General features: G+C 71.2%; 16 protein-coding genes. 11 read left to right on the top strand and 5 right to left on the bottom strand.

Annotation, left to right across the window (positions count from 1 at the left end):
* Positions 1 to 69 precede the first annotated feature (69 nt).
* The 6 genes from OG861_RS06025 to OG861_RS06000 all read left to right on the top strand — a co-directional run bounded on the left by OG861_RS06025 (position 70) and on the right by OG861_RS06000 (position 7,395).
* Positions 70 to 474 (top strand): MmcQ/YjbR family DNA-binding protein, encoded by a 405-nt coding sequence (locus OG861_RS06025; RefSeq protein ID WP_330261401.1) that lies wholly within the window; start codon positions 70 to 72, stop codon positions 472 to 474.
* Between the two features lie 135 nt (positions 475 to 609).
* The gene (locus tag OG861_RS06020) at positions 610 to 1,740 is read left to right on the top strand and encodes a CaiB/BaiF CoA transferase family protein (RefSeq protein WP_329199759.1); all 1,131 of its coding nucleotides are present in this window, start codon (positions 610 to 612) and stop codon (positions 1,738 to 1,740) included.
* Positions 1,740 to 2,765 (top strand): LLM class F420-dependent oxidoreductase, encoded by a 1,026-nt coding sequence (locus tag OG861_RS06015; protein ID WP_329199761.1) that lies wholly within the window; start codon positions 1,740 to 1,742, stop codon positions 2,763 to 2,765. The genes OG861_RS06020 and OG861_RS06015 overlap by 1 nt, the downstream gene beginning before the upstream one ends.
* Positions 2,766 to 2,774: 9 nt before the next feature.
* Positions 2,775 to 3,917 (top strand): acyl-CoA dehydrogenase family protein, encoded by a 1,143-nt coding sequence (locus OG861_RS06010; protein WP_329199763.1) that lies wholly within the window; start codon positions 2,775 to 2,777, stop codon positions 3,915 to 3,917.
* Between the two features lie 47 nt (positions 3,918 to 3,964).
* Positions 3,965 to 5,179, top strand: a complete 1,215-nt coding sequence (locus tag OG861_RS06005) for an acetyl-CoA C-acetyltransferase (RefSeq protein WP_330261400.1) — start codon at positions 3,965 to 3,967, stop codon at positions 5,177 to 5,179.
* A 44-nt stretch (positions 5,180 to 5,223) separates the two neighbouring features.
* On the top strand, positions 5,224 to 7,395 hold the full coding sequence (locus OG861_RS06000) for a 3-hydroxyacyl-CoA dehydrogenase NAD-binding domain-containing protein (protein ID WP_330261399.1): 2,172 nt from the start codon (positions 5,224 to 5,226) through the stop codon (positions 7,393 to 7,395).
* 52 nt (positions 7,396 to 7,447) lie between these two features.
* On the opposite strand, the gene OG861_RS05995 is transcribed toward OG861_RS06000, so the two are convergent.
* Together OG861_RS05995 and OG861_RS05990 are read right to left on the bottom strand one after the other, a co-directional pair.
* Positions 7,448 to 8,140 carry a maltokinase N-terminal cap-like domain-containing protein gene (locus OG861_RS05995; protein ID WP_329199768.1) on the bottom strand — a complete coding sequence of 231 codons (693 nt, stop codon included), beginning with the start codon at positions 8,138 to 8,140 and terminating at the stop codon, positions 7,448 to 7,450.
* 10 nt (positions 8,141 to 8,150) lie between these two features.
* Complete coding sequence (locus OG861_RS05990) at positions 8,151 to 8,876, bottom strand: MerR family transcriptional regulator (RefSeq protein WP_329199770.1); 726 nt, start codon at positions 8,874 to 8,876, stop codon at positions 8,151 to 8,153.
* 85 nt (positions 8,877 to 8,961) lie between these two features.
* Here OG861_RS05990 and OG861_RS05985 point away from each other — a divergent pair, with 85 nt between their 5' ends.
* A complete protein-coding gene (locus OG861_RS05985) occupies positions 8,962 to 10,779 on the top strand; it encodes an AMP-dependent synthetase/ligase (RefSeq protein ID WP_330261398.1) in 1,818 nt (605 codons plus the stop codon).
* Between the two features lie 156 nt (positions 10,780 to 10,935).
* On the opposite strand, the gene OG861_RS05980 is transcribed toward OG861_RS05985, so the two are convergent.
* Entirely contained in the window at positions 10,936 to 11,274 is a 339-nt protein-coding gene (locus tag OG861_RS05980) for a hypothetical protein (RefSeq protein WP_330261397.1), read from the bottom strand.
* Between the two features lie 184 nt (positions 11,275 to 11,458).
* On the opposite strand from OG861_RS05980, the gene OG861_RS05975 reads away from it, so the two are divergent.
* Positions 11,459 to 12,577: a helix-turn-helix domain-containing protein gene (locus tag OG861_RS05975; RefSeq protein WP_330261396.1), complete on the top strand. Its 1,119-nt coding sequence runs from the start codon at positions 11,459 to 11,461 to the stop codon at positions 12,575 to 12,577.
* Positions 12,578 to 12,589: 12 nt separating this feature from the next.
* Entirely contained in the window at positions 12,590 to 13,168 is a 579-nt protein-coding gene (locus tag OG861_RS05970; protein WP_330261395.1) for an HD domain-containing protein, read from the top strand.
* A 526-nt stretch (positions 13,169 to 13,694) separates the two neighbouring features.
* Here the strand turns inward: OG861_RS05970 and sph are convergent.
* Positions 13,695 to 14,693, bottom strand: coding sequence for a sphingomyelin phosphodiesterase (sph, locus tag OG861_RS05965; protein WP_329199780.1), 999 nt, complete (start codon positions 14,691 to 14,693; stop codon positions 13,695 to 13,697).
* Positions 14,694 to 14,822: 129 nt separating this feature from the next.
* Between sph and OG861_RS05960 the strand changes: the two genes are divergently transcribed.
* Positions 14,823 to 15,710, top strand: coding sequence for an oxygenase MpaB family protein (locus OG861_RS05960; RefSeq protein WP_329199782.1), 888 nt, complete (start codon positions 14,823 to 14,825; stop codon positions 15,708 to 15,710).
* 36 nt (positions 15,711 to 15,746) lie between these two features.
* Here OG861_RS05960 and OG861_RS05955 read toward each other — a convergent pair whose 3' ends face one another.
* Positions 15,747 to 17,249, bottom strand: a complete 1,503-nt coding sequence (locus tag OG861_RS05955; protein WP_329199784.1) for a M1 family metallopeptidase — start codon at positions 17,247 to 17,249, stop codon at positions 15,747 to 15,749.
* Between the two features lie 261 nt (positions 17,250 to 17,510).
* On the opposite strand from OG861_RS05955, the gene OG861_RS05950 reads away from it, so the two are divergent.
* Entirely contained in the window at positions 17,511 to 18,374 is an 864-nt protein-coding gene (locus OG861_RS05950) for an SCO6745 family protein (RefSeq protein WP_329199786.1), read from the top strand.
* Positions 18,375 to 18,458 lie beyond the last annotated feature (84 nt).

Raw genomic sequence — 18,458 nt, 5'->3', positions numbered from 1 at the left:
AGCTGGTGTCGGTGGCTGAGGCTAGCGTGAGGGTCGACTGTCCGTACGAGCAGGTGTGACCTGCGGTAAGTGGAGGCGTCGGTGAAAGGTGCGGTGCGCAAGTGGCAGCAGGTGCGCGAGTTCGCCCTGGGGCTGCCCGAGGCAGTCGAGGAGTTCCCCTGGGGGCCCGGGGACTGCGTGGTAAAGGTCAACAAGAAGATCTTCGTCTTTCTGGGCAATACCGACGGCCCGCAGCCGCCCGGCCTCTCGGTGAAGCTCAAGGACGAGGCGCTGCACGGCCACGCGATGACCTTTCCCGGCGCCGAGCCCACGGGGTACGGCCTCGGCCGGGCCGGGTGGGTCACCCTGTCTCTGGGCGGGACGGGGGCGCCCCCGGCGGAGGTGCTGTGCGAGTGGGTCGAGGAGAGCTACCGCACCGTCGCGCTCAAACGCCACATCAAGGAACTCGACGCGCGGATCCGGGCAGATGGCTAAGCGCCCGCTCTTGTGCTGAGTGGAACACGTTCCTAGCATCACTGGTGTGACATCAGTTGTGTCACACACTCACCCGCTTACCGCTCACCCGTTCACACACCCACCCGACTCGCACGGGGAAACGCTGGGGGCTCGATGGCAGTGTCCGGTACCGGCCCGCTCGCCGGAGTACGCGTCGTCGAACTGGCCGGGATCGGCCCGGGCCCGTTCGCGGCGATGCTCCTCGCCGACCTCGGCGCGGACGTGGTCCGCGTGGACCGCCCCGGGGGCGGCGGACTCGCCGTCGATCCGGCGTACGACGTGACCAACCGCAACAAGCGCTCCGTCCTGGTCGACCTGAAAGCCCCCGAGGGCCCGGGCCGGGTACTGGAGCTCGTGGAACGGGCCGACGTACTGATCGAGGGGTTCCGCCCCGGGGTGGCCGAGCGGCTCGGCGTCGGCCCGGCCGACTGCCACGCCCGCAACCCGAAGCTCGTCTACGGCCGGATGACCGGCTGGGGCCAGGACGGCCCGCTCGCCCACACCGCCGGGCACGACATCGCGTACATCGCCGTCACCGGCGCCCTCGGGATGATCGGCAGCCCGGGCGAGCCCCCGGCCGTCCCCGCCAACCTCGTCGGCGACTACGCCGGCGGATCGCTCTACCTCGTCATCGGCGTCCTCGCCGCCCTCCGGCACGCCCGCACCCCCGAAGGGACCGGCCAGGTCGTGGACGCCGCCATCGTCGACGGGACGGCCCACCTCACCGCCATGATCCACGGCATGATGGCGGCCGGCGGCTGGCAGGACCGGCGCGGCGCCAACCTGCTCGACGGCGGCTGCCCCTTCTACGGGACCTACGAGACCTCCGACGGCGGGTACATGGCGGTCGGGGCACTGGAGCAGCAGTTCTACGACACCTTCGTGGAGCTTCTCGGCATCGCGGAGCAGGCTCCCGCCCGCAAGGACCCCGCCCGCTGGGACGAGCTGCGCGAGGCCGTCGCCGCCCGCTTCAAGTCCCGTACCCGGGCCGAGTGGACGGCCGTCTTCGAAGGCTCGGACGCCTGCGTGGCGCCCGTGCTGTCCCTGGGCGAGGCACCGCACCACCCGCACCTCGCGGCCCGGGGCACCTTCACCGACTTCGGCGGGATCACCCAGCCCGCCCCCGCGCCCCGCTTCTCCGCGACCCCGGCCACCGTCACGCGCGGCCCCGCGCAGCCGGGGGCGGACACCGGATCCGTGGCGCGGGACTGGGACGTGCCGAACCTGCTGGAGAAGGGCGCCTGATGGAACTGTCCATGATGCTCGACTACTCGGGCGATCCGCGCCGGGCCGCGGACGAGGCGGCCGCGCTGGAGGCGGCCGGGCTCGACGCGGTGTGGGTCGCCGAGGCCTGGGGCTTCGACTCCCCGACGATCATGGGTTACCTGGCGGCCCGCACCGAGCGCATGCGGATCGGCTCCGCCATCTTGAACGTCTACTCGCGCACTCCCGCCCTCATCGCCCAGACCGCCGCCGGCCTCGACGCGATGTCCGGCGGCCGGGCCATGCTCGGCCTCGGCGCGTCCGGCCCCCAAGTGGTCGAGGGCTGGCACGGCAAACCGTACGACAAGCCCATCGGCCGCACCCGCGAGACGGTCGAGCTGTGCCGCCGGATCTGGCGCCGCGAGACCATCGAGCACCACGGCATCACCGACATGCCCCTGCCGCCCGAGAAGGGCGGCCGGCTCGGCAAGCCCCTGAAGATGCTGACCCGGCCCGTGCGCCCGGCCGTCCCGGTCTACGTCGCCTCGCTCGGCCCGGCGAACGTGGCGATGACCGCGGAGATCGCCGACGGCTGGCTGCCCACCCTCTTCCTGCCGGAGAAGGCGGACGCCGTGTGGGGCGGCCCGCTCGCCGAGGGCGCCGCCCGCCGGGACCCCGGGCTCGGCCCGCTCCAGGTCGTCGCGGGCGGCCTCCTCGCGATCGGTGAGGACGCGGCCGCCGTCCGGGACCTCGCGCGCCCGCAGATCGCCCTGTACGTCGGCGGCATGGGCGCGGCCGGCAAGAACTTCTACAACGACCTCGCCGTCGCGTACGGCTACGAGGAGGAGGCCCGGAAGATCCAGGAGCTCTACCTCAGCGGCCGCAAGCGCGACGCGGCGGCCGCCGTCCCGGACGAGTTCTGCGAGCTCATGACGCTGTGCGGACCCGCCGGCTACGTCCGCGAGCGCGTCGAGGCGTTCCGCAGCGCGGGCGTCACCATGCTCAACGTCACGCCCGTCGGCCCCGAGCCGGCCCGGCTGATCGAAACCGTCAAGAGCTGGCTCTAGGGGGCCCCGATGCAACGCCGCATCTTCGACGCCGACCACGAGGCGTTCCGCGAGACCGTACGCACCTTCCTCGCCAAAGAGGTGCTGCCGCACTACGAGCAGTGGGAGCAGGACGGCATCGTCAGCCGCGACGCCTGGCGCGCCGCCGGCCGGCAGGGCCTGCTGGGGCTCGCCGTACCCGAGGAGTACGGAGGCGGAGGGAACACCGACTTCCGCTACGCCGCCGTTATCGCCGAGGAGTTCACCCGGGCGGGCGCGCCGGGGCTCGCGATCGGTCTGCACAACGACATCATCGGGCCGTACCTCACCTCCCTGGCCACCGAGGAACAAAGGCGCCGCTGGCTCCCGGGCTTCTGCTCCGGCGAGACCATCACGGCGATCGCGATGACGGAGCCCGGGGCCGGCTCGGACCTCCAGGGGATCCGCACGAGCGCCGAGGACCGGGGCGACCACTGGCTGCTCAACGGCTCCAAGACCTTCATCTCCAACGGCATCCTGGCCGACCTGGTGATCGTGGTCGCGAAGACGACCCCCGAGGGCGGGGCGCACGGCCTGTCCCTGCTGGTCGTCGAGCGCGGGGCGGAGGGCTTCGAGCGCGGCCGCAACCTGGAGAAGATCGGCCAGAAGGCGCAGGACACCGCCGAGTTGTTCTTCCACGACGTACGGGTCCCGAAGGAGAACCTGCTCGGCGAACCGAACGGCGCCTTCCTCCACCTGATGACCAACCTGGCCCAGGAGCGGCTGGGCATCGCGATGGCGGCCATCGCCGCCGCCGAGCACCTGCTGGAGATCACGACCACGTACGTGAAGGAGCGCGAGGCCTTCGGCCGGCCGCTCTCCAAGCTCCAGCACATCCGGTTCGAGATAGCGGAGATGGCGACCGAGTGCGCCGTCACGCGGGCGTTCCTGGACCGGTGCATCGTGGACCACTCGAACGGCGAGCTGGACCACGTCCACGCCTCGATGGCCAAGTGGTGGGCCACCGAGCTCCAGAAGCGGGTCGCGGACCGCTGCCTGCAGCTGCACGGCGGCTACGGGTACATGAGCGAGTACCGGGTCGCGCGGGCCTTCACCGACGGCCGCATCCAGACCATCTACGGCGGCACGACCGAGATCATGAAAGAGATCATCGGCCGCTCCCTCCTCGGCTAGGTCCCGGACAGGACCTAACCCAAGACCTCCCCGAAAGGCTTGACCCAGTGAGCACCGAAGCGTACGTATACGACGCGATCCGCACGCCGCGCGGCCGCGGCAAGGCCAACGGCGCCCTGCACGGCACGAAGCCGATCGACCTGGTCGTCGGCCTCATCCACGCCCTGCGCGAGCGCAACGAGGGTCTCGACCCGGCCGCCATCGACGACATCGTGCTCGGTGTCGTCGGCCCCGTCGGCGACCAGGGCTCCGACATCGCCCGCACCGCGGCGATCGCCGCCGGCCTGCCGGACACGGTGGCCGGAGTCCAGGAGAACCGCTTCTGTGCCTCCGGCCTGGAAGCCGTCAACATGGCCGCCGCGAAGGTCCGCTCCGGCTGGGAGGACCTCGTCCTCGCGGGCGGCGTCGAGTCCATGTCGCGGGTGCCGATGGCCTCCGACGGCGGCGCCTGGTTCGCCGACCCGATGACCAACTGGGACACCGGGTTCGTCCCGCAGGGCATCGGCGCCGACCTGATCGCCACGATCGAGGGATTCTCGCGGCGCGACGTGGACGAGTACGCGGCCCTGTCCCAGGAGCGTGCCGCGAACGCCGTCAAGGACGGCCGCTTCGCGAAGTCCGTCGTCCCCGTCACCGACCGCAACGGCCTGGTGGTCCTGGACCACGACGAGTTCATCCGCCCGGGCACCACCGCCGACACCCTTGCCAAGCTCAAGCCGTCCTTCGCTGACATCGGCGACCTCGGCGGCTTCGACGCCGTCGCGCTCCAGAAGTACCACTGGATCGAGAAGATCGACCACGTCCACCACGCGGGCAACTCCTCCGGCATCGTCGACGGCGCCTCGCTCGTCGCCATCGGCTCGCGCGAGGCGGGGGAGCGCAGCGGCCTGACGCCGCGCGCCCGGATCGTCTCGGCCGCCGTCTCCGGCTCCGAGCCCACCATCATGCTCACCGGACCGGCCCCGGCCACCCGCAAGGCCCTCGCCAAGGCCGGCCTGACCATCGACGACATCGACCTCGTCGAGATCAACGAGGCGTTCGCGGGCGTCGTGCTCCGCTTCGTCAAGGACATGGGGCTGTCCCTCGACAAGGTCAACGTCAACGGCGGCGCCATCGCGCTCGGCCACCCGCTCGGCGCCACCGGCGCGATGATCCTCGGCACCGTCATCGACGAACTGGAGCGCCAGGACAAGCGCTACGGGCTCGTCACCCTCTGCGTCGGCGGCGGCATGGGCGTCGCGACCATCGTCGAGCGTCTCTGAATCGTCCTGTGACCACCGAACCCTCCGACACGGAAGTAGCGAACATGAGCGAGTCCACCACGATCCGCTGGGAACAGGACGAGACCGGCGTCGTCACCCTCGTCCTGGACGACCCCGGCCAGTCCGCCAACACGATGAACCAGGCCTTCAAGGACTCCATCGCGGCGATCGCCGACCGCGCGGAGGCCGAGAAGGACTCCATCCGCGGCATCATCTACACCTCCGCCAAGAAGACCTTCTTCGCCGGCGGCGACCTCAAGGACATGATCCGGCTGCGCCCCGAGGACGCGGCCCTGGCCTTCGAGACCGGGAACGCGATCAAGCGCTCGCTGCGCCGCATCGAGACCCTGGGCAAGCCCGTCGTCGCCGCGATCAACGGCGCGGCCCTCGGCGGCGGTTACGAGATCTGCCTCGCCTCCCACCACCGGATCGCCCTCGACGCGCCCGGCTCCAAGATCGGCCTGCCCGAGGTCACGCTCGGCCTGCTCCCGGCCGGCGGCGGCGTGACCCGCACCGTGCGCCTGATGGGCATCGCGGACGCGCTGCTCAAGGTCCTGCTCCAGGGCACCCAGTACAACCCGCAGCGGGCCCTGGACAACGGCCTGGTCCACGAACTGGCGGCCACCCCCGAGGAGATGCTGGCCAAGGCCCGCGCCTTCATCGACGCCAACCCGGAGTCGAAGCAGCCGTGGGACGTCCCCGGCTACAAGATCCCGGGCGGTACGCCGTCCAACCCGCGGTTCGCCGCCAACCTCCCGGCGTTCCCCGCGAACCTCAAGAAGCAGCTGAACGGGGCCCCGTACCCGGCGCCGCGCAACATCCTCGCCTGCGCGGTGGAGGGCTCGCAGGTCGACTTCGAGACCGCGCTGACCATCGAGGCCCGGTACTTCACCGAGCTGGTCACCGGCCAGACCGCCAAGAACATGATCCAGGCGTTCTTCTTCGACCTCCAGGCCGTCAACGCCGGCCGCAGCCGCCCCCGGGGCGTCGCGCCCCGCCAGGTGCGCAAGGTCGCGGTCCTCGGCGCCGGGATGATGGGTGCGGGCATCGCCTACTCCTGCGCCCGCGCGGGCATCGAGGTCGTGCTCAAGGACGTCACGCCCGAGGCCGCGGCGAAGGGCAAGGCGTACTCCGAGAAGCTGCTCGACAAGGCGCTCGCGCGCGGCCGTACCACCGAGGCGCAGCGCACCGAACTGCTCGCCCGGATCACGCCCACCGCCGACGCCGCCGACCTGGCGGGCTGTGACGCCGTCATCGAGGCCGTCTTCGAGGACACCGCCCTCAAGCACAAGGTGTTCCAGGAGGTCCAGGACGTCATCGCCCCCGACGCCCTGCTCTGCTCCAACACCTCGACCCTGCCCATCACCGGGCTCGCCGAGGGTGTGAAGCGGCCCGCCGACTTCATCGGGCTGCACTTCTTCTCGCCCGTCGACAAGATGCCGCTCGTGGAGATCATCAAGGGCGGGCGCACCGGGGACGAGGCGATCGCCCGCGCCTTCGACCTCGTCCGCCAGATCAACAAGACCCCGATCGTGGTCAACGACTCGCGCGGCTTCTTCACCTCGCGGGTCATCGGCCAGTTCATCAACGAGGGCGTCGCCATGGTCGGCGAGGGCATCGAGCCCGCCTCGGTCGAACAGGCCGCGGCGCAGGCCGGTTACCCGGCGAAGGTCCTGTCCCTGATGGACGAGCTGACCCTGACCCTGCCGCGCAAGATCCGCAACGAGACCCGCAAGGCCTTCGAGGCCGAAGGCCGCGCGTGGACCGAGCACCCGGCGGACGCGGTCATCGACCGGATGGTGGACGACTTCGGCCGCCCCGGCCGCAGTGGCGGCGCGGGGTTCTACGAGTACGACGAGGCGGGCAAGCGGACCCGCATCTGGCCGGGACTGCGCGAGCACTTCGCCAAGCCCGACGCCGAGATCCCCTTCGAGGACATGAAGGAGCGGATGCTCTTCTCCGAGGCCCTGGACACCGTCCGCTGCCTCGACGAGGGCGTGCTGACCTCCGTCGCCGACGCCAACATCGGCTCGATCATGGGCATCGGCTTCCCGGCCTGGACCGGCGGCGTGATCCAGTACATCAACGGCTACGAGGGCGGCCCGGCGGGCTTCGTCGCCCGCGCGCGCGAGCTGGCCGCCCAGTACGGCGAGCGGTTCACCCCGCCGGCCTCGCTGGTGGCCAAGGCGGAACGCGGCGAGACGTACACCGACTGACCGCGGGGCCGGGCTCCGGGGCACGCCCCCGGAGCCCGGAGCCCGACGCGCCTCAACGGGCCGGCGCGGATCCCTCCGAGCCGGCCCGACCCGCGTACAGGGCTGCGAAGACCCCGCGGTGCCCGGTCCCGTCCGGGGTGCTCCAGCCGGCCGTGACCCGGCCGACGGCGCCGTGCGGGGCACCGGCCGGGTCCAGCGGCCGCAGTACGCGCGACACGGCGAGCCTGGGACCGTCGCCCAGGGCGATCTCCGTGTCCCGCCCGGTGTGCTCGGCCTGCGGCCGCAGCGGGGGCAGGAGGGGGACCGGCAGCGTCCGCCCGTCGAACTCGGTGACGACCGACGGGTCCCGCGTGTCCGACAGTCCCTGGGCCTGGGCCGCGGCCCGGCCCTGCAGCAGCGACAGCAACTGTCCGACCAGAACCGGGTCGCGGGTGCCGTCGTAGACCCAGCGCCGGCCGAGGACACCGTGCTCCGAGGTGCCTATGAGAGCCGACTCGGCGCCCTCGAGCGGCGCCCCGCGATAGGTGAGCGGGACGTGGTAGGCGACCGGCCCGTCGTCCGATTCCTCGCTGAGCACCATGAATTCGAGGCCCACCTCGCCCTGGGGGTCGTCGAGCCGGAAGCCACCCGCACGGGCCGGCCCGGGGGCGCGCCCGGTGGGCAGGTACCAGGGCTGCGCCGGGAGCCAGTCCGCGAGCAGCTCCATCTTGCCCGGTGTCATCGTGGTCTCGTGAATGATCGCCATACCCGCGAACCTACCCTTCCGAGACGAAAGCAGCCCGCAATTCTTCCTTCAACGACCGCTGAAACGCCGTCACCAGCGCCTGCACGACCATCGGTTGCATGTGCGCGGACAGCGCCTTCATCGACTCCACCCGCTCCGGGTCGCTCTCGCCCTCGGTGAACGGTCCCCAGACCTCGTCCCGGAACAGCGCCGTCAACTGGTGCGCGGCCGTCCGGGCGTGGTCGAGCAGGACGGTGCGCGCCGCCAGGATCGTCTCGTGGGCGATCGGCACGTCGAGCAGCGCGACTCCCAGCCGCAGCAGTCCCACGTCGACCCGGAACCCCTCGCCGGCCGGCGTCAGCACGTTCATCGCCGTCAGCCGCCGCAGGTCGCTCTCCGTCAGCGTCCGCCCGGCCCGCTTTTCCAGCTCCTCCCGCGAGGACTCCAGTGCCGCGTCAGGGGCCCAGGCGGCCACCAGCGCCCGGTGGATCGCCAGGTCGTGCGCGCTCAGGTCGTCGGGCAGCGCGTCCAGGTAGCGCTGGATGGCCGACAGGGTCATGCCCTGGTGCTGCAACTCCTCGATCAGGGCGAGCCGGGAGAGGTGCTCGGGGCCGTAGTGGCCCACCCGACGGGGTCCGATCACAGGAGGGGGCAAAAGCCCGCGCGTGCTGTAGAACCGTACGGTGCGGACGGTGACACCCGCCCGGGCGGCCAGCTCGTCGACGGTGAGCATCGGCTCGGGTGCCCGGTCGGCCATCGTCTGCGCCTCGCTCTCTGCTCCACAGCTTGGGTTCAACAGTATTGCTGTCGCACCAACGATGTGAAATGGCCAGGAGCTGCCCATGACCACGACACTCCCCCTGCCCGGACCGCCCGAGGAGCTCACCCTCCCCGCCCTGCTCGCCCGCAATGCCGCAGAACACGGGGACCTCCCCGCGCTCTCCTGGCGCGAGGGAGACGGCTGGAGGACCCTCTCCTGGCGCGGGGCCCGCCAGGAGGTCGCCGCCCTCGCCCGCGGCTACGCGGCCCTCGGCGTCGAGCGCGGCGAACACGTCCTGCTGATGATGGGCAACCGGCCCGAGCACTGGCTCACCGACCTCGCCCTCGTCCATCTCGGCGCCGTCCCCGTCACCGTGTACGCAACCTCCGCGCCCGAGCAGGTCGCCCACATAGCCCGCCACAGCAGGGCCCGGTTCGCCGTCGTCGAGGGCGCGCGCGAACTGGGCCGGTGGGAACCTCTGCTGGCTGACCCCGCCGTGGCCCTGGAGGCCCTGGTCGTCGCCGAGGAGGCGGACGCGGGCCCGCACCGCGCCTACGCCTCGCTGCGCGCGGCCGGCGTACCGCCGCGATGGGCCGAGGACTTCGAGAAGGCCTGGCAGCAGACGCGGCCCGAGGACCCGCTGACCGTCGTGTACACCTCCGGTACCACCGGCGACCCCAAGGGCGTCCGGCTCACCCACCGCAACATCATGCTCCAGGCGGTCCGTCTCGACCGGCGCACGGACCTGCCCGAACACGCCGAGCACATCTGCTACCTGCCCTTCGCGCACATCGCGGAGCGGATCCTCGGCATCTACCTGCCCCTGCTGCGCGCCGCGCACGTCCGGCTGGTAGCCGACCCCGCCGCCGTCGCCGGCGCCGTCCGCGAGCTGCGCCCCGTGCAGTTCTTCGGTGTCCCCCGGGTCTGGGAGAAGCTGGCGGCGGCCGTACGGGCCGTCCTGGCCGCCCTCCCCGAGGAGCAGCGGGCCGCCATCGAAGCGGCGGGCGACGTGGCCCGCGCCGTCGCCGGGCACCGCGAGCGCGGCGAACCGGTGCCGGCCGCGCTCGAAGCCTCGTACGCCCGGGCCAAGGAGCGGGTGCTGGACCCGCTGCTGTCCCGGGCCGGGATGGACCGGCTGGTGTGGACGGCCAGCGCCACCGCGCCGATGCCGATCGACGTGGTGCGGTTCTGGGCGGGCTGGGGCATCACGATCATGGACGCCTGGGGGCTGACCGAGACGGCCGGGGTGTGCACGGTCAACAGCCCGGACGGCTTCCGGCTCGGCTCGGTGGGCCGGCCGATCGACGGCGTCGAGCTCAAGATCGCGGAGGACGGCGAGGTACTCGCCCGCGGGGAGACCGTCTTCGCCGGCTACCTGCGCCCCGACGGCTCGGTGGAGCGGGCGAGCGACGCGGACGGCTGGTTCCCCACCGGGGACGTCGGCCGGATGGACGACGACGGCTTCCTGTGGCTGACCGACCGCAAGAAGGAACTGATCATCACCTCGAACGGCAAGAACGTCTCGCCCGCCCTGGTGGAGAACACCGTCAAGGAGCACCCGCTGATCGGCCAGGCCCTCGTCCACGGCGACGGCCGCTCCTACCTCGTGGCCCTGCTCGTCCTGGACCCGGAGATGGCCCCGGCCTGGGCGGCGGCCCGCGGCATCACGGCCGCCTCGCCCGCCGAGCTCGCCGGCCACCCGGAGGTGCTCCAGGAGGTCGCCCGCGCGGTGGAGGCGGCCAACGCCCGGCTCAACCGCACCGAGCAGATCAAGAGGTACCGGCTGCTGAGCGAGGAGTGGGGCCCGGAGTCGGGGGAACTCACGCCGTCCCTCAAACTGCGCCGCAGGGTCGTCCGGGAGAAGTACGCCGACCTGATCGAGGGGCTGTACGAGCCGTAACGCCCCGCGGCGGCCCGCGGCGCCGCCCCTGCCAGGCCGACCGTCCGGACCGGATGGTTCACCCCGGCGGGGGCTGCCGTCAGTGGGTGCCGACGACGATCACGGCGAGGGTTCCGAGCACGATCACGACGTACAGGAACTGGCGAGCATGTTCGGTCACGGCGCGGTGCTCGGCTGGTACTCCCTGATGGCCTTCTCCAGGGAGCACACGATGCGGCCCAGGCCTCGGGCGTAGTTCCAGTTCGCACAGTCCCCCGGGTCCAGAGGGCCTGCCGTCACGAAGTACTCCCAGTCGGCCAGAGCACCCGCAGCCCGGGGCGAGCGCTTGGACATGGCGATCGTGGCAACGCGTTCGTGTAGCCGCTGCCCACAGGTGATGAGGTCATCCACGAGGCGAGCGACATCCTCGGCCGACGGGCGCGTGTGGTACGGCACGCGGGCCCGGTCGATGACCTCTGTGATCTGTTTCCTCTCGGACTCGCTCAGAGACTCCACAACGATGCTCCCTACCGTCTTCAATGGGTATCGGCCGGGTCCCCGGTGGCGGCGCTCAGCCCCGTCCAGCCGCTACGCTGAGCAGCTCGGTGACCACGGATATGAGCCTAGATTTCGGGCACATCCGCTTGAAGTGACCATGGGTCCCGGTTATTTGGCGGGACGCCTATGCGGAGGGAGCGTCATGGGCACCGACTCCACTTCCACCCTGACCACTGGTCAGGGCGGCCGGCGACGAAGTAGGGGCGGCCTGGTCTCCGGCCACGTCTTCCGGGTCAGCCGTGAGCAGCTTGGCCACACACAGGAAAGCCTCGCGGAGCGGTTCGCCGTCTCGGTCGATACCGTCGCCGGGTGGGAAACCGGGCGCCGCCCGCTGACTGCACTAGCTGTCGGCCAGGTGCTGGTACACAGGCACCGGCTGATGCGGATGGGTGCCAGCCCCACCCTGCTCGTGGCTCTGGACAGGGCCCTGGAAGCCGACGTCCTACTCGCCGGCGCGCTGGACGACGAGGTATCCCCACACGAGAGCCCCTTGGGGTCCTGGGTCATGCAGCGTGATCTCGTTGAGGTGCTTACATGGCCTTTGACCGGAGTGACGCCAGAACCCATGCGTAGCCTCCCACCCCCCACACACCTTCGTCGTGGCCCGGCAGCCGGCCGCCCGCTTCTCTCCGGGGAAGAGCGCCGCAGGTTCTTCGGCCACATGCGGCGCATGGCAGAGGAGGCCCGAACTGGAGGACAGTTCCTTCTACGTAGGCAGGCCCTCTACCTGGCCGGATACGACGATGCTCCGGACACAGTGGACTGGCTGGCCCAGCAGCGTAGGACCGAGTGGCCGTCTGACTGGCTTACCCAGTGGCTGACGTCCCGCTCCGTCGCCACCGTGGCTGCGAGACAGGGTGATCGGGATCGCATGCAGCACTTCATCGCCACGACCTTGCAAGACGACGAGGCGGGAGAGGCAGCCAACCTGAGCTACTGGGCTTACTGGATCGGGGAATCGTCGCGCCCCGAGCTGTCGGACGACTTCATCGCCGTGACCGGTGCGATGACCTGGCACGGCCACCGGTTGTTCCAGCACCTCGTCAGGGGGCTTGGCCCGGAACATGGCTTCTTCGATCTCACCGTGCACACGTTGTGGGCACTGCTCGCGGCGCGCCCCGGCCTCCTCCACACCGGCTCGACGGCCGGGCGGGCGCTGCGGCTACAACTGCCTCTGCTGTTGGATGGCACCACGGCCTCGACGCTTGCGCGCCGAGAGCTGGAGGGCATCCGGTACGCGATCCGCCTCGCCGAGGCGTGAAGGAGAGACACAGTGGCTGACGACTTGTCCGCGGTAGCGCGCTTCCTCTACGAAGCGGGCACGCTCAAGAACGCGCGCCGCACGGGCTGGTGGATGGCCGGCATCACCCAGCCGGAGAGCGTCGCGGAGCACTCCTGGCGTACCTCGCTCATCGCGTCGATCATCGCGAAGCTGGAAGGTGCCGACCCCGCACGAGCAGCGTTCCTCGCCGTATGGCACGACACCCAGGAAAGCCGCACCGGGGACATGAACCACCTCGGCAAGAAGTACGCCACCAGTGCCGACCCGGCAGCGGTGACGGCGGACCAGATTGCCGGGATGCCCGAGGTCCTCGCGGCCGCGATCCGTGACCTGGTGGCGGAATACGAGGCGAATGACTCACCGGAGGCCATCTGCGCGCGCGACGCTGACAAGCTGGAATGCATGCTCCAGGGAATCGAGTACAAGGCCCAGGGTTACGAGAACGCGCAGCGATGGATCGACAACAGCAGGGCCCGGCTGACAACAGAAACCGGGCAGCGACTGGCGGACGAGCTGCTCGGCCAGGGGACGCTCGACTGGTTGCGGGCCGCGATCGGAGAGAAGGCCTGACCGCCGGGACATCGAAATCGCCCCCTCGCGGCCCGAAGGGCGAAAGGGGGCACGTCCTGGTTCTGCAGTCCCGCCTACGGTGGACGGTGCCGAAGCAGGATCCCGGCCCGCATGTCGCGCCGAAGACGAAGGAACTTGCCATGTAACGCACGAAAGGCGTACCCACCAGGCAGCGGGGGCGTACCGTGTCCGCTCTCGACGGAGGGAGCCGAGGTGGCTGAGCAAGGGCCCGACTGGACGCGTGGCTTGCTGGCTGTTGGCCTATTGCTACTGATCACCGGTTGGTTGGTCGCCTGGCCGCTGTCAGCGCTGGGCGCTCTGATGATCCTCTTCGTCGGCGCGTCCACGGCTGGACAGAGGCGGGCAAGCGGCCGGCCGCCGGAGACGCTGCTGCAGCCTGGCGACAGGCCGTGGAAGAGGGACAACTAGCTGCCGGGATCACCGGCCATCTGCGACCGACGTGGGTCCTCCGGCGGAGACGGCCGCCGAAGATCCCACACCCGGACTGTTGTTGCGTGCTACCCGGTCAGCGCCCGATCACCGGGTAGTGGTCGGAGAGGTCGGTGTACGTGTAGGAGGTGCCCCAGCTGGAGACCGTCCAGGGCGCGGACTCCTGCTTCACCACCGTGTTCTCCCAGCCCGCCGGGCGGGCGTTGCCCTTGCGGTACAGGACGTAGTCGAGGTCCTCGCGCGGGTCGGTCGGGTAGCGGTACCGGGCGACGGAGTTGAGCGCCGTGTCGAAGGAGTACGGGTGCCCGGTGCGGGAGTCGGCGGGGGCCAGGTCGGCGTTGGCCAGCATCGAGGGGTATTCGGCGCTGTGCGAGTCGACGTTCATGTCGCCCGTGACGATGACCTCTTCGCCCGCCGGGATGTTCTTGGCGTCCAGGAAGGCGTCTATCGCGCGGAACTGGCGGCCGCGGATGTCCGCCGCCTCACCGGTGCCGCAGCCCGAGTCGGTGGACTGGGTGTGGGTGCCGACCACGTGCACCCTGGTGCCGTTCACGTCGAGGACGACGTAGGCGAAGCCCTTGTTGGACCACCAGTCCGAGCCGCAGGCGTCCTTGTAGACGACCTGCTCCTTGCGCACGATCGGCCACTTGCTGAGGATCGTGACCCCGCCGTCCTCCGGGGTGGTGGAGGAGTACGAGCCGCCGGTGGCGTCCCAACCGCTCTTGGAGCGGCCGACGACCGGCGTCTGGTACGGGTACTGCCCCGAGGCGCCGGACTTCAGCGCGTCCGAGGCGGTGTTGTCGAAGGCCTCCTGGAGCACCACCACGTCGTGCCCCTGGAAGAAGGACGCCCTGGGGATCTCCGCGGCCCGGTGCGCCTGGCCCCAGTTGGGGTAGAGGCTCGTGGACATCAGGAACGTGTTGTACGTCAGGACGCTCAGGCGCGGGGCGGGGGAGCTCTCCGCGGCCGTGGCGGCCGTGGCGGCCGGGGCGGTGGTGAGGGCCAGCGCGCCGGCGGCGACCGCCGCGACGGCGGTGGCGGCGGCGCGACCGTGGCGGTTCAGGGTGTGCGTCATGGGGGCTCCGTCATTCCTGCGGGGGAAGATCGACGCCGTCATCCAAGCAGCCGCGGTTACCTCTGGGTAACACCTGTGCAGAGACTTTCTGTCCGCAGCGCGACCGTATGGAACTCGCATACTTGAACCATGAGCGACACGGAGTCCGCCACCCGGACACCCACCCACCACCGCGACCCCGGGCCGCCCCCGGCCGGCGGTGTGCTGTGGACCATCGCCGGGGACGTCCGTGCGCTGCTGATGCTCCCCGCGGCCTTCACCATGCAGGTCGCCCACCCCGCGATCGGCGCCGGCGTCGACGAGCACTCCGTCTTCCGGACCGACCCCTGGGGGCGCGGCGAGCGCTCGCTGCGCTCCGTCCAGCTGTGGGTGTACGGGGGCGAGCGGGCCGCCGAGGAGGGGCGCCGGGTGCGCCGCCTGCACAAGGGGATCCAGGGCACCGACACCCGCGGGCGCCGCTACCACTCCCTCGACCCCGCCTGCTACTCCTGGGTCCACGCCACGGGCTTCCCGGTCTACCTGTACGCCGGCCGGTACCTGCTGCGCCGCTTCACCCCGGCCCAGGAGCGGCAGCTGTACCGGGAGTGGCTGCAGGTGGGCCGGATCCTGGGCATCCACGACCGGGACATGCCGCAGACCATCGAGGAGTACTGGGTCTACTACCGCCGGATGCTGGCCGAGGAGATCGAGCCCACCCCGGTCGCCCGTGAGCTCGTCGCCACCGACGTGCCCCTGCCCCGGCCCGAGGGCGGCCCGCTGCCGGTACGGCTGCTGCTGCGGCTCACCTGGCCGGTGCTGCGGGCCGCGTTCCTGCGGCTGCGGGCCTTCGTCACCGTCGGCTACATGCCGCCCGACGCACGGGCCGCCATCGGGCTGGAGTGGACCCCCGCGCAGGAGCGCAGGCTCCGGCGGTTCAGCGCGGTCGTACGGGTCCTCGTACCGCTGCTGCCCGAGCGGTTGCGCTACCTGCCCGTCGCCCGCGCGGCGCGGGCACGCGAACGCGCCGCCGCCCGCTGAGGGGCGACGGCGCGCGGGGCGCCGGCGGGGGCGCCGTCAGTGCTCGTGGACCGAGTTCGTCGCTGCGATCTTCTTCCAGGACTTCGGCTCCACCGGCTCGGCGGCGGGGGCCTTCGAGGACCGGGCGGCCGGCGATCCGGCCGGCGGGGCGAAGGCGGGCTTGCCCGGGGTGTAGAGCCAGGTGTCGAAGAGCTGGGCCAGCGGCTTGCCGGAGACCTTCTCCGCGTACCGCACGAAGTCCCCGACCTTGGCGTTGCCGTAGGCGTGCTCGGTCGGCCAGCCCTTGAGGATCGTGAAGAACTTCTCGTCGCCGATCTCGTTGCGCAGGGCCTGGAGGGCGATGGCGCCCCGGTCGTACACGGCGCCGTGGAACTGGTTGTCCGCGCCCGGGTCGCCCGGCTTGACCTGCCAGAACGGGTCGTCCGTCGGGTAGTTCCGGTACGTCCATTCGGCGAGCTCCTGCGCCGTGCCCTCGCCCTCCTTCTCCGACCACAGCCACTGGCTGTAGCGGGCGAACCCCTCGTTGATCCAGATGTCCTTCCAGTTGTCGACGGACACGCTGTCGCCGTACCACTGGTGGGCCAGCTCGTGGACGACCACCGACACGTTCGCGCCGTTGGCGAACTGGCGCGGGCTGTAGAACGGCCGGCTCTGGGTCTCCAGGGCGAAGCCGGACGGCACGTTCGGCACGTACCCGCCCAGGGCGTTGAAGGGGTAGGGGCCGAAGACGCCCTCCAGCCACTCCGCGACCTCGCCGGTCCGCTCCACGCTCGCGCGCGCCGCGCCCGCGTTGTCGCCCAGGTCCTTGCTGTACGCGTTGAGGATGGGCAGCCCGTTCGCGGTCTTGCCGGTGGTGATGTCGAACTTGCCGACGGCGAGGGTGGCGAGGTACGTGGCCTGCGGCTTGTTCGAGCGCCAGTTGTAGCGGGTCCAGCCGAGCTTCGAAGTCTGCGACTGGAGCACGCCGTTGCTGATCGCCTGGGTGCCGTCGGGGACGCTGACCGAGATGTCGAAGGTGGCCTTGTCGAGCGGGTGGTCGTTGCTCGGGAACCACCAGACGGCCGAATCGGGCTCCTGGGCCGCGACCCCGCCGTCCGGGGTGCGCTGCCAGGCCGACCAGCCGTCGATCTTGAACTCCGAGGGCTTGCCCGCGTACTTGACGACGACCGAGGCCTGCTTGCCCTTCTCCAGCGCCTGCGCCGGGGTCACTTCCAGCTCGTGGGCGCCGGAGGTCGCGAACTTCGCCTTCGCGCCGTTCACCCGGATCTCGCTGACCTTGAGTCCGAAGTCCAGGTCGAAGCGGGACAGGTCCTGCGTGACGGTGGCCAGGAGGGTGGCGGTGCCCTCCAGGAGGTCCGTCTTCGGGTCGTACTTGAGGCGCAGGTCGTAGTGGGAGACGTCGTATCCGCCGTTGCCGCTGGCCGGGTAATAGGAGTCGCCCACGCCCGGGGCGCCCGGGACGGAACCGGCCGCCGACGCCGGGATCACCAGCAGCAGGGAAGCGGCGAGCACGCTCGGGGCGATGACTTTGCGGTGCACGAATAGCTCCAAGGGGTAGGGGAGACAGTTCCGTTCGCGGATGCGTGTTCCGACCGTATTCACGCGCGACGCCTGCGTCATGTCCATGGCGCCTTCTGTCACATGATCGCCATTCGGCCGTCACGGGCCGGGGCGCAGCGCCGCGAACAGCCGCGGTCGCGCCCTCGGGTGGGCGAAGATCGGCCGGAAACGGCGGGTTCCCGCGGGAGGGGGCGGGATCGTGTCTGGTCCGCATACTAAGCAGTCGGTAATCTGCTCCGCATGACTCTTCCCCCGCGCGCCGCCCGCCACTGCTGGCACGCAGCGATCAACCCGCTGCACGCCACCATCTACTTCTCGCCCGACCTCGGCAAGGAGTTCGCCGCCCTCGGCGTCACGGACCGCGCCGCCGTGAACCTCGCCTCCCGCTCCGCCGCCATGGGGGCCGTCGGCGCCGGGGTGGTGACCGCCACGTTCTACAACTACCGCCACGACCTGATAGCCCGGCACCTGCCCGCGGTCTGGGAGACCGCCTCGCCCGAGCAGGCGCTCGCCGCCCGGCTGCGCGCCGCCGACAGCACGCTGCGCCGCCTCCTCGGCGACGAGACGATCGCCTCGCCCGAGGTCGCCGAAGCCGCCGGCCTCGCCATGCGGGCCACCGAGGCCTGCACCCGCCACGGCCGCACCCTCTACGCCGCCCACGCGGACCTGCCCGTGCCCGAGGAGCCGCACCTGCGGCTGTGGCACGCCACCACCCTGCTGCGCGAGCACCGCGGCGACGGTCACCTCGCCGCCCTCCTCCTCGCGGAACTCGACCCGCTGGAGGCCCTGCTCAGCCACACCGCCACCGGCCGCGGCATGACCCCCGAGTGGATCAAGTCGATCCGCGGCTGGGAGCAGTCCGACCTCGACGCCGCCACCGACCGGCTGCGCGAGCGGGGCATCCTGGACGCGGCCGGCGACCTCACCGAGGAAGGCGCCGCCGTACGCGAGCAGCTGGAGGCGGACACCGACCGCCTCGACGCCGCTCCCTACGAGCACCTCGGCGCGGACGGCCTGGCCCGCCTCGCCGAACTCGGCGGCGCGCTCGTCGCGAAGGCCATCGGCGCCGGAGCCTTCCCGAAGGACCTCTTCGGCAGGGCCTGAGCCGGGTCTTTCGGGCGTCCGTCACCGCCACCTGCCACAATTGGCAGCCTTCCACGCATCCCATGCACACGTACGAAGGCAGGC

It is taken from the genome of Streptomyces sp. NBC_00539 (assembly GCF_036346105.1).
GTDB lineage: Bacteria > Actinomycetota > Actinomycetes > Streptomycetales > Streptomycetaceae > Streptomyces.
This window is presented reverse-complemented; position numbering and strand designations above follow the sequence as displayed.